The sequence below is a fragment of the Maridesulfovibrio sp. genome, assembly GCF_963677005.1.
Lineage (GTDB): Bacteria > Desulfobacterota > Desulfovibrionia > Desulfovibrionales > Desulfovibrionaceae > Maridesulfovibrio.
Window position 1 is genome coordinate 2,596,353 of the sequence record NZ_OY781616.1, and the last position, 12,551, is coordinate 2,608,903.

Genomic DNA, 12,551 nt, shown 5'->3' on the forward strand with positions numbered 1-12,551 from the left:
TAAAGCCTGCTGAATTTATTGCTTACGGGATTTACTCATGCCGCTGCGTAGAAATGCAAGACTTATTTTTTTATTTAAATCATTCTGCGTGTTCATGATGTTTTTGCTTCTTTCAGGTTGCGTTCCTGAGCAGGAAGCCCCAAGGGTCGTTGACGGAACTGTAGACCTTTCTTCCTGGGACTTTGAGCGCAATGGGCTCGTACGCCTTTTCGGTGATTGGGAGTTTCAGTGGGGTGACAACGAAAGAAGTGACCGTTTTCACGTGCCCGGACTGTGGCAGGGACAAACGGTCGCCGGGGAAACCCTGAGCGCAAAAGGCAATGCGGTTTACCGTCTCCGGATTTGCATGCCGGATGTTTTGCCGGAGCATATGGCAGTACTTGTGGCCGGAGGCATGTCGGTCTGTGAAGTACGGATTAACGGCTCGAAGATAGAATCCAGCGGAAAACTCGGTACCAGTGCTGAATCAGAACACCCCGTACGCCATTATGTGATCGCCGAGTGTCCGCAGTCGGAGCGGATTATCCAACTGGCCTTACTTGTCTCCAACCACCATAATATACAGGGCGGTTTGAATGGTAATGTCCTGATCGGGACCTCCCGGCAGATTAATAATTTTTATACCATCCCCCGTGTGCTTGGTGGTTGTATGGCGGGGGCATTGTCCTGTCTGGCCCTGCTCTATCTTGTCATGTTCTCTATGCGCCGATCCAGCAGGGAATATCTTTATTTCGGATTGTTTTGCCTTTTCTGGTGTATAGCCATTCTCTTCAGCCCCTCTTCCGGCTTTTTGATGACAGTGCTTGCGCCTTCTATTCCATGGGATTCTTATATTAATTTATCCATGCTGCCATACGGGGCAACCATCCCGCTGATGCTGATGTTTTACCATCGGTTATTTCCCAAAAGGTATGGAAGAATAATCGAGCGGATCTGCTGGGCAATCGGCCTGTCCTATGTGGTTTATATTATGCTGACGCCCCCCAATGCATATGATGTGGTGGCGTTCTTTTATTATCTGTTCAGCAATATTGTTTTAATTTATATGTTCGGTTGTTTTGCGCTGGATGTAATCCACAGGGAAAAAGGGATCTGGATACTTCTTCTGGGCTATGTTGCCCTTGGTTTTACAGAACTTGATGAGATGCTTTTTGATTTGAACATTATCAACTCCGCATCCCTCCGCCTTCTCGGAGTTTTTATCTTTGTACTTTCCTATGCCTGTTACCTTGCCCTGCGTTTTTCCCGTGCTTTCTCAAAGGTGGAAAAACTTTCTGTTGAGTTGGAAACAGCCAACGTCCGACTGTTGCAACTGGACAGGTTGAAAGATGATTTTCTGGCCAGGACCACCCATGAGTTGAAAACGCCACTGGCCGGGATGATCGGAGTTGCGGAATCCCTGATAGGCGATACAAGGGGCAGTATATCCGGCACAGCCGCAGCCCACTTGGATGTTATCGTACATAGCGGGAAACGGTTGGCGAATCTCATCAACGACGTTCTCGATCTTTCCCGGTTGAAACATAAGGATATAGTTTTACAACTCGAATCCGTCAGTCCTCATGTTGCGGTCCAGCGTGTCCTTGCTCTTGGTGAAACCCTCAAGCGCGGGAATGATGTGTCGCTCGTTAATGCCATTGCTCCTGATTTTCCTGCCGTGAAAGCGGACCCGGACAGGCTCGAACAGATATTGTTTAATCTAATTGGTAACAGTCTCAAATTTACCAATTCCGGGCATGTCACTGTTTCTGCTGCCGAGTATGAAGGTCTGGTGGAAATTGCGATCACAGATACAGGGACGGGCATCTCCGCCGAGGACCAGAAAATAATTTTCAATACATATGAGCAGGGAAGTTCACCCGATGTCGGCGGACTGGGGCTTGGTCTTTCAATCACCCGCCACCTTGTTGAACTGCATGGCGGTACTCTGGCTGTTAGCTCTGATGATGGCTGTGGGAGTCGTTTTTACTTTTCGTTACCTTTGGCGGAGAGTACTTTTTCAGAAAATTCGCCGGGGTCTCTGCCTATTATTTTTGACGATGTTTATCAGGCCGACAGCGTGGATGGTACGGCCCTCCCCGCACTTGTTTCTGCAAAATCCCTGCAAAGCGATATTTCCATTTCAGGTAATAAGTATCAGGTGCTGGTGGTGGATGATGAACCGGTCAATCTGCAGGTGGTCGCATCCATATTGAATATAGCCGGGATTTCCTTTTGCACGGCACAGAATGGAGCTACAGCCCTAAAAATGCTTGAAGACGGGCATGAGCCGGACATGCTGCTGCTTGATGTCATGATGCCGGACATGAGCGGTTATGCTGTTTGCCGGGAGTTACGTAAAAAATATCCGGCATCGGTGATGCCCATTGTTTTGCTGACTGTGAAAAACCGCATTGAAGATATTGTTGAAGGCTTTTCCGCCGGGGCCAACGATTACCTCACAAAACCCTTCTCGCGTGAAGAGCTGGGGGCGCGTGTCGCCATGCAGCTTAAATTGAAAGAAGCCTATACTGCACAGGAAGAAAATCTGGCTTTGAAGCGGGAGCTTGAATTACGCCGAAAGACCGAAAACGGACTGCGCTATATGCAGGCAAGACTGGCCAAAATCCTTGATTCTATTGATGACGCGATAATCGGTGTGAACCTGAGCAACGAAATCGCGTTTTGCAACCGGCCTTTCGAGAAACTCAGCGGACGTAGCGGCGGGGAGATACTGGGTGAGCCGCTGGCCTCGCTGCTTGGGGGCGGGCCAGAAACACATGAAACACTGCTTGGTTACATGCGCCATCAGGCTGGGGCAGCAGATCAGTCAATTGTTTTTGATGGCATCACCATAATGGCTGACAAAGATAAAGAACTTGCGGTCTCCTTCTGGGTTACGGGTTTGGAGATTGAAGAGGAAATAATGGGGTTGATGATTGTCCGTCCGTCCGGTTCCGGGAAGGCGGCAGGACTTCCTAATCTATCTTCCAGACTGGTTCAGGAATTTAGTGCGGATAGTGAAAAAGAAATCTGGCTGGCAGATAAAGACAAACGTTTGCTGGCTGTTCAGGTTATGACCTTGGCAGTGGATTGCTGGATGGAGTCAACAGGTGCCACAAAAGCAGACATGGCGGAACAGTCCGGTTTGTGGAATGTCTATATGGAAAAAGACGGCTATTTTCGGACCCAGACTTTGGATAAATATCTTGATGAGAAGACTCTTCCCAAGAACCCCCGCTGGAAAAAAATTATTGTTACAGCTGATTTTGTTCTTGCCAATTGTCCAGCAGGTTCAAAGTGTTATCAGAACTTGAAAGAAAGTTGTGACCTTTTGAGAGCGTAAACAAGGGTTGTTCTGCGTCATAAGGATATAGGGTTGGCCCAGAAATTGGCTGGTAGCAATGGTGCCTGCAATCCGTGAGTTTGTCCCCGTTCATATTAAACAGTATTTAATTTCATTACAGCAACCGAAAGCCCCAACTGGATGTATTTTATTTATTCATATATTTCGGGCTGATATAATTTAGTATCATTGACAAAACTATATGTGAGCGGGAATATATAAAGATGTTCGCAAGAATGTCTTTAGTCATATTTATCATTTGCAGTGCAATCTTGGGAATCATCGGCTGTAAGTCCGCCACGGCCGGAGCTCTTGAACTGACCCAGGACGAAATTCGCTATATAAAAGAACATCCCGTGGTGACTCTGGGTGTGGATGAATCTTTTGATCCGTTTATACATCGCAATGATGACGGTTCCTGCAGCGGTCTTGATATTGATATCACCGACCTTATTTCTCAAAAGACAGAATTGAAATTCCGTTTCGAACTCGGCAAGTGGACTGAACTTCTCAAGCGTGCCGAGCAAAGGAAAATCGACGGACTTACATCCACTGTCCCCCACCCCAGCCGTGCCAGATATTTCAATTTCTCCGTACCATACTGTGAATATTCAAGTGTCGTGCTTGTCAGGAAAAACACCCCCGGTGGAATACACAGCCTGAAGGACCTTGAGGGGAAACGGGCTGCGGTTATGACCGACAATATCAATATGCTCAATCAGGTCAAAAAGCTTGGGGTGGATGTTGAAATTGTGTGGGAACCGGATACCTACGAACTGATCAAAAGTGTTGCCAACGGGCGAAGTGATTTTATCATTGCCGGGGAACCGGCCTTTTACATCATAGCCAAGCTCGGCATGGCCGGTTTCATTGAAAGTGCCTTTCCCACCGGGGAAACCACTTCGCTTTGCTACAGTCTGCGTAAAGATCAACCGGAACTTGTTTCCATTTTCAACAAGGTCCTCAAAAGCATCCCGCAGGAACAGATTGTCGGGATTCGAGCCAAATGGCTTCAGGGGGCGGCGTGGAACCCTCTGGATAAAAACGGTCGCATAAAACTGTCGGATCAGGAACGGGATTTCCTGAGCATTCGTCATAATCTGGGCGTCGGAGTCCGGGGCGGACAGCCTCCTTTCGGCGTTTTTTCCGCCGATGGCCGGCTAAAGGGAATGGTCGCCGATTTCATCCGACTGGCTGACGACAGCCTCGGTTCGGGAGTCAAACTGCTGCCGGTCAGGTCGGCTGAACCGTTAGAGGACCTTTTGCAGAAAAAATGCGATCTGGTCATGATGTGCGAATTGAAAGAACCGCCGGAACAGGGTGTGACCTACACGACCCCGTATGTTTCTTTCCCCTATGTGATCGTGTCCCGGATGGACAGACTTTTTCAGGATGAGTTCCAGCCTGAAAAAGGACAGGTGTTTGCCGTCGCGAAAAACAGCGCCGTGATTCCTGAATTGGAAAAGGCCTATCCCGGAATCGCGGTACAGGAAGTGGAATCCGTAAAGCACGGTTTAAAGGATGTCCGGGACGGCGTATATGCCGGACTGATTGCCACCTCTCCCATTGCCGCGCATGAAGTCCAGAACAATTTCCTGACTGAACTTAAAATTATCGGGCACACAAAAATAAAGGCTTCCTATGCGGTTGCAACCCGGACCTCATCTCCGGAACTGAACCGTATTTTCCAGAAGATTATCGGCGCAATGAGCAGTGAAGAAGTCCGCGGAGTAATAAACAAATGGATGGCGGTGAAGTATGAGCGCGGTGTGGATTACGCGCTTATCTGGAAAATCGTTTTCGGGGCAGCCGTCCTGCTGGCCGGCATCCTTTACTGGAACAGCGTATTGAGGCAGGCCAAGCTCCGGGCGGAGGAGGCTCTCGAAGCGGAACGTGCGGCCATCAAGGCGAACCTCAATTTTATTGACATGATTTCACATGAGTACCGCTCCCCCCTTGCTGTGATTTCGTCCAATCTTGACCTACTTGAAGTAAAATCCAGCCGCGAGGACAAAAAAGACATCAGCAAGGAATTGGGACGGATGCGCAGTTCCACGCGTAAGCTCCTGCATATTTTTGAAAAGTCATTAGCAAAGATCCGTCTTGATAATGCGGGGATGCAGCCTGAAAAGCAGCAGGTTGATATAATCCATCTGGTCAATTCGGCTGTAAGGGATATCCGTAATGCCCACCCTGATCATACCGTTGATTTTCAGCAAACCGGTGATGTCCCGGAAGTTGTCGGCGATCCGGACCTGCTCAATATCGCAATCATCAATATTCTCGACAACGCCTGTAAATATTCAGAGGCGGAACACCCGGTAACTGTAAGGATTTCTGCGCAGGGACAACGGATCGTCGTGGAGGTGAGCGATCATGGAATGGGCATTCGGGATGAGGATATGGAACGTGTTTTTGAAAAATATTTCCGTTCCCAGAATGTGGGCAGCAAGCGCGGCGTCGGTATCGGTCTTTATCTGGTGAAAAGGATCATTGCTTTGCATGATGGAGAAATACGGGTATCCTCAAGCTTTGGAAAGGGTACGGTTTTCACTGTCAAATTACCTGTGTTCAAGATTAATTAGGAGATGATCACCATGCCCAGGGGCAGCATTATTATCGCGGAAGATGATGTTGAACAGCTTGAGACCCTTATGGAATATCTTTCGCTCAATGATTTCGAGGTGCATGGGGCGGGATCGGCCCTTGAATTTTTTGAAGCCTTGATCGGGAGCGATTATGATGTGGCTGTAGTGGACATCGGTCTGCCGGACAAGTCCGGATTCGAGGTGGTGGAAACCCTGCGCCAGCGCACTGATATGGGAATCATAGTCCTCACGGCCCGCGATTCCATCAATGACAAGATGCGCGGCTATGAGTGCGGTGCGGACCATTATTTCACTAAACCGCTGGATTGCCGGGAGCTGGCTGCCGCCGTGGGCAGTCTTGTTGAGAGGCTGGGCAGCAGACCCGAAGTCCCGATAGAAGGGGCACCCTCAAACCAATCGGCCCAGTGGAGACTGGACACCCTGCTTTGGGTTCTGACTCCTCCGGCAGGTAATGAAGCCAAGCTGACCGAGAAAGAGATGAATTTCCTGCGTATCCTGATCTCCGAAAAAGGTTCTCCCGTGACCAAGGAAACACTCATGGCCGACCTCGATTATGCCGGGGATGAGCTTTACGGCGCAGGAGCCCTTGCAGTTATGGTAACCCGGCTTCGCAAGAAGATTCGTGAGCAGACCGGACTTGAACCTCCCATCAAGACTATCCGTTCGCAGGGGTATAGTTTTTCGGCTCCGGCCATTCTCAACTGAATTCTGTGTTCTTGTTCCAATTCCTTCGTGCTGTTATTTTTCCCATTTTATCAGTCTATTCTCCGTCTCAAAAACCGCTCTCACGCAAAAGGCCCCTGTATCCCTTGCGCAACCAGTTCAGCAGCAGAGATTCCGGCCTGGTGTTCAATCGCACGGTTCCGCTTTGGCCGACTGCGACAGGACACTCCGCGTCAGGTCTGATTTCAACAGCGTAATAACTGTCAACCATACTCATGCGGCCGCTTTCGTCCGGGGCCACGGGAATCATTCCCTGAGACAAGGAGGTCAGGGCGATATGGTCCACATGCTCGGACCGGGCCGGGCTGATGTTCATAACTCTGCCGGGAAATGATCCTGCTGCGGATGCGGGATAAAATTTTGCATCATCACCAGCCTGAACAGAAGAAAGACGGTCTTCTTCAACAAACGCCCGGATCAGTCTTTCACTGCCAACGATGCGTCCCATGGAAATGTCTTTCCCGATATAGCCGCCCTTGCGCAGCTGCTCGTTCCACCAAAGCACCTGCCCGGACAACCGAGCCTTGACACGCTGCTCGTTCTTTTCCTTTTCAAGCCCCTCAAGCCTGGATTTTGTCTGGGTTATTTCCTCTTCCTTCTGCGGCAGCAACGGGCGGAATTCCTCATTCAACTCAAGGTTGGCCCGTTCAATCAGAAGAACATCCAGTTGACTGCGGATCTCGAATATTGCGGTGTCCAGCTTGCGGGATTGTATGACCGCCAGCACCTGCCCTTTTGAGACAAAATCACCTTTGTCGACATTGACCTCAAGCAACTGCCCGGCGGAAGGGGCATGGACTACCTGCATCTCCTCGGCAATAACCACCGCCGGGGCTTCAAGAGTGCGTTTCATGGGAACTGCCGCCCAGAGCAGGAAAACAGCCGCAAATCCCAAAATGATCATACCCGGACGCGTAAGCTGCATTGAACTTTTGTTTTTTATGATATTTTTCATTTCCATCCCAAGCGGCTTGACGATAAACCACCATACTTCTACTCCAAACAGAAACAGCCCGAGAGTTTTGGTAAATTTATAGTACATGAGCACTGCGATACCAAAATAGAGGACCAGACGGTAAAGCCATGAATAAACCGAGTAGATGAGGAAAGCCCATAGCCGTTTTGGTTTCAGATATTTTTCCGGGCATTCCCATTCTATTCCGAATAGATATTTCCGGTAAAACCACCTGGTCACAGCAAAGGACCGGGGTCGCAGATTATCCACTCCCCAGATGTCCATGAAGATGAAATAACCGTCAAAACTCATGGCCGGATTCAGGTTGACCATCAGTGTGGAAAGCAGGGAAGTGGACGAGACAACAAAGCAGATACTATTGAAAACTCCCGGACTGGATATGGACCAGCCGAACAGGGCCAGTCCGGCAATGACGAGTTCTGCACCGATTCCCGCAAGGGCTATTTTTGCCCGCTGGTTGCGGTCTCGCAATTTCCAGCCGTCGGTGACATCGCAAAAGGCCACCGGCCACATGACGATGAAAGCGATGCCCATCACCGGCACACGTATCCCGAAATTCTTGGCAGTGTAGGCATGTGAAAATTCGTGTATCGCCTTGAGGATCACAATCGAAAAGCCGTAACACAACATCCCGTTCAGATTAAAAAAATAAGGGAAGGTGTTCAGGTAGGATGCGAAATTCTGGATCAGTCCGGCCAATCCCGCAAGGCCCAGAAGCAGATATAAAAGCAAGGCCGGTTTCGAGATAAGCAGCCTGGCGGTTCCCAGTGACTCGGAGAGAAAACGGTCCGGACGCAACAGAGGTATGCGGATGTACAGATAATTCTTGAGCAGCCAGTTGAACAGGCCGGGACGGCTCGCCGCACTCCGGGCCATGAGTGTTTCCACCGGCATGATCAGCGAAGAAGTGGTCAGTCCGGCAAGGTCTGCTTTCCTGATGAATGCCGCCAATTCCTTATCGGACAGACGAATAGTGGTGCTTTGCAGCTGTTCCTTCAATGAGTCCAGAGTGCACGGGTGGCGCAACTGTTCCAAAATTGCGGCCTCGGCCCAGCCTACCTTGGAAAAACGCCGCGCTACCGGATCATAAATGGTATAGGTCGGCGCTCCGTCAATCCCGGAAGGGCTGACTACGATTTCGAGGTCCGGACGAAGCCGAGGCAGTGGACCGCTTTCATCTTTCTCGTTTTGTGTTCCACAGGACAATTGCATTTACGCCCCGCATCAGATTCCGGAAAACTTATTGAATGCAGCCCATGGTTTCCTGAACAGCCAGTAGGCCAGACTGACCTTTTCCCCGTAAAGCACGGATATTCCCTTGAGTCCGATTTTCACCCTCGGATCAGATTCATTCCACTTTGCTTCGGCCAGAACACTGGCAGTGCGTTGCGGGCCGGTAACCACTTCGCTGCCCACAAATTCGAGTCTGCCGGACAGGGAGTCTTCCGGGATGACATTGAGCAGGACGCGTACCGGAGTCTTGAGATCAAAGGTCATGTTATCATCCTCTGGAATCCAGATACGAACTTTGGTCCGGTCCGGGGCGACTATGGATAGGACCCGCTCGCCAACGGAAACCGGACGGCCACGCCATTTTTCAGGGTCGGCTATGACTACCACCCCCGGAACCTCGGCCCGTACTTCAAGCATGGAAACATTGTACTCCGCCAGCTTGTAACGGGCCTTTTCCTGATCAAGACGGTGTTCGAGAATGGCTATTTCCGATTTTGCGCGAGGATCGGCAAAAGCCTGCATCCGGACTCGGTCCAATGAGGATTTGATGATCAGCACCTGCTCGCGGGCGACTTTCAATTCATCGAAGGCGGTTCGGCGGTCATACTCAAAGAGCAGATCCCCCTTGGCAACCTTTTCTCCGGGATTGACCGCGACTTCCCCGACCACTCCGTCCAGAGGAGCGGAGACGATAAAGGGATCTTCCGCGACCACCTCACAGGGGGCCACCACCCGCAACGGCAACCGCACCAGCAGTAAAACAAGTACGATGGCAAGAATCGCGAACATGGCGAATTTCCTGCGGGTCAGGGCTCGGACTTTGTCCACAAAAGGACGGCGCGGATGCAATCTTTCCCATGCGCCGCCATAACTCATGATCAACGGAATCAGCAGTTGCTGTTCCTGCTCTTTCCATTGCCTGCCGGACCACCGTTCGAACCACAACCCGCCGACATGCTTTCCCCAGCCCGCAAGCGGAAACCAGAGCACCGCTGTTCCTGCGTTCTTTTGTACATAGCTGTTCCAGTCTTCGTGCAGCCCTTCGGGGAAGTCGTCTTTTGTCAGCAAACGGCCCCGATGCGGCTCCAGCAATCCGGCAGCCAGACGGTTCCACAGTTCGTTCAATTCGGAAGTTTTATTGACTGCGGCCTGCCCGGAGATTCCTTTAAGTTTCAATCCCGAAAAGCCCTGCTCAAAAAAAACGCTCCGATCATATGGGCACAAGGCAATCGTGCGGTTCAGCATTCTGAAGGTGAGTTCTTCCGCGCTCTTGGAGAGCATGCCTTCAAGGCTCAACTGCTGCAGGATGCTCAGGATGCTTACAGTGTTCTCGTTTCCGTTGTTCATTATAATTTTATAACTTATGCGATTTATTAGATTAAACCCGCATCATTGCATTAAGACCGAACCGCGCATGCCGCCGCGCAGGGAACCGTCGTTCTTTACCTCGGCAAAGACTTCAAAGGAACGGCTGGAAGGGTCCACTTCAGCACCGATATGGGAAATCCGTCCCTGGTAGGACTGGCCGGTTTCCTGAATATTCACTGTCACCTTGTCCCCGGTTTTCACTTTGCCGTACATGGAAGACTGGAGCAGAAATTTTGCCAGCAAGACGGAATCATTCACAATATCTACAAGCGGAGTGCCTGTTTTTACCCACTCGTGCTCGTTGACCAGCAGTTTGACTACCCTTCCGGTGAAGGGAGCTTTTACCGTGCAGCGGGCAAGTTTCTGACGGGCAATAGCCAGATCAACTTCTGCTATTACCTGTTGGGAGCGGGATTCTTCAAGTTCCAGAATGGATACGGATTTGGTCTTGAACAGATCCTCCATGATGTTTAATTCCTTGCTGGCTTCTTCGAGCAGGGTCCGGGCTCTGCGCACTTCCAGCCCGGCAGGAACGGCGTCAAGACGGACCAGTACCGCCCCTTTATTGAAACTCTGGCCGAACTCCTTACCTATTGCCGCAACCTGCGAATCAATTTCAGCGGAAAGGACAGATTCGTGCCGGGGGGCCAGCACAACCGGGATTCCTTCACCCAGATCCATCCGGGCCATGGAGGATGCGCCTGACAGCAAAATGCAGACCGCTATTACAACGGTCTGCATTATCTTCATATGTATATTCGATCTTGATTCAATCATTTCAAGGCAATTTCCAAATCCGGTGAAGTTGATACAACCTCTTTGCCGGAAGCATCCCAGTCCCGGCCATGCTGTTCAGGATGCGCTGGCGGGCGGTCAGCAACCGGGCTGCTGCGGTCAACCGCGCATGATGGGCAACAATATAAAGCTGGTCAGCATTGAGCAGGGTGCTTTCCTTGAGTCTTCCGGTTTCCACCTGCTGATGGACCTCGACAGCAAGATCCTTGCGCAGTTTTTCAAGCTCCTTGGCCTGCTCAACCTGACGCAGGTAGTTTTCATATTCAATTACCGCCAGCCGGAGTTGTGTAAGTACGGCCATAGCCATGTTCATACGCCTTTTACGGACAAGCCGTTCACGTGCTGCTGCGGACTGCTGATCGGCGTATGCTTCCGGGATGGAAAGCATGTCCCACGAAAGCTTGAGGCCGGACACGAACCAGTCGTGGCGGGTCAGGTATTTGTTGGCGTCATGCTGGTAGCGCACAAAAGGGCTCAGGGACGGAAACATGCGCATGATGGCTATTTCCGCATCCTTGGAAGTAATCTGCTCTTCAATATCCAGTTCAAAAAGTTCCGGACGGCTGAGCATGGCTTCCTTGTTCATCTCTTCACCCTGCATAACCAGCTCTCCGGGCAAAGCGGAAAAATCTATCTCTGCCAGTTCGAACGGAGTGTTCGGAGCAACACCCAGCAACCGAGCCAGCTCCGCCTTGGAAGCCTTGTATTCGTCAGCATAGCGGGTCAGGCGGATGAGCAGTTCAGCTATATCTATACTGCTCTGCAAGCCGTCGATCTTGGAGATATGTCCTTTTTCCATCTGGGTATTGATGATTTCCTGCCGCTGCATGGCGTAGCCGATCACTTTTTCAGCCTGCTTGGCCGCGTCCTTGGCCACAACAGCCCGCAGGTAGGCTCCGGTGACTTCAAAAGCAAGGTTCTGCTTGATCCGTTTGAGCTGCAAACCCCTGATCTTTACCCGGTCTCCGGACTGTTGCCAGCGGTTCACGTTGATGGCCAGATCCAGAAGGTCCCATGAGAGTTCCACGCTTTCGGTGGCTGTCTCAAGCTCTGAAGAAATAGACGGAGCAAGGGATTCCTCCCCGGTTGAATAGTTGACCGATTTGCTGGGAATGTGTCTGGATTTCCAGCTGCGTTCCACGTTTGCGATAAGGGACGGCAGCATTTTCATCATGGCAGCGGTGGACATCTCGCGCTGCACGTCTTCTTCGGCCTTGGAAACTGCCGCGTTGAGGTTATGGGTCAGGGCATAGGCAATGGCCTCATCCAGGGTAATGACACCACTGAGTTGCGGAGCGGAAGCAGTACTGTTTCCGTCCTCTGCCATGCTTTCCTGACCCTTGGATTTAGAAAACTGAAGATCCTTACCCGCATTGAGTGCCCGCAGGCTCTCGGGACTCTTCTTTGCAGCACACCCCGCAACCATGAGCGGGACCGCCACAAAAAACGCCGCAATTACAAATTTAACGATAAAACCGGGACGCATGCTCACTCCTTAAAAAACAGATTCCACATGAGAAAC

Annotated in this window: 7 protein-coding genes; 3 read left to right on the forward strand and 4 right to left on the reverse strand. The window is 50.8% G+C overall.

Features of this window, described 5'->3' with window-relative positions; genetic code table 11:
* The first annotated feature begins 37 nt into the window (after positions 1–37).
* The 3 genes from ACKU4E_RS11525 (at position 38) to ACKU4E_RS11535 (ending at position 6,639) form a co-directional block, all read left to right on the forward strand.
* Positions 38–3,325, forward strand: coding sequence for a response regulator (locus tag ACKU4E_RS11525; RefSeq protein ID WP_320171219.1), 3,288 nt, complete (start codon positions 38–40; stop codon positions 3,323–3,325).
* Between the two features lie 272 nt (positions 3,326–3,597).
* Positions 3,598–5,910, forward strand: a complete 2,313-nt coding sequence (locus ACKU4E_RS11530; protein WP_320171220.1) for a transporter substrate-binding domain-containing protein — start codon at positions 3,598–3,600, stop codon at positions 5,908–5,910.
* Between the two features lie 12 nt (positions 5,911–5,922).
* Complete coding sequence (locus ACKU4E_RS11535; protein WP_320171221.1) at positions 5,923–6,639, forward strand: response regulator transcription factor; 717 nt, start codon at positions 5,923–5,925, stop codon at positions 6,637–6,639.
* Positions 6,640–6,706: 67 nt separating this feature from the next.
* Here the strand turns inward: ACKU4E_RS11535 and ACKU4E_RS11540 are convergent, their stop codons facing one another.
* Genes ACKU4E_RS11540 through ACKU4E_RS11555 form a run of 4 tightly spaced genes read right to left on the reverse strand, consistent with a single transcriptional unit; the run spans position 6,707 to position 12,515 of the window.
* Positions 6,707–8,845, reverse strand: a complete 2,139-nt coding sequence (locus ACKU4E_RS11540) for a site-2 protease family protein (RefSeq protein ID WP_320171222.1) — start codon at positions 8,843–8,845, stop codon at positions 6,707–6,709.
* Positions 8,846–8,857: 12 nt separating this feature from the next.
* Complete coding sequence (locus ACKU4E_RS11545; RefSeq protein WP_320171223.1) at positions 8,858–10,213, reverse strand: HlyD family efflux transporter periplasmic adaptor subunit; 1,356 nt, start codon at positions 10,211–10,213, stop codon at positions 8,858–8,860.
* Between the two features lie 42 nt (positions 10,214–10,255).
* Positions 10,256–11,011, reverse strand: a complete 756-nt coding sequence (locus ACKU4E_RS11550) for an efflux RND transporter periplasmic adaptor subunit (RefSeq protein WP_320171224.1) — start codon at positions 11,009–11,011, stop codon at positions 10,256–10,258.
* Position 11,012: 1 nt separating this feature from the next.
* On the reverse strand, positions 11,013–12,515 hold the full coding sequence (locus tag ACKU4E_RS11555; protein ID WP_320171225.1) for a TolC family protein: 1,503 nt from the start codon (positions 12,513–12,515) through the stop codon (positions 11,013–11,015).
* Positions 12,516–12,551 lie beyond the last annotated feature (36 nt).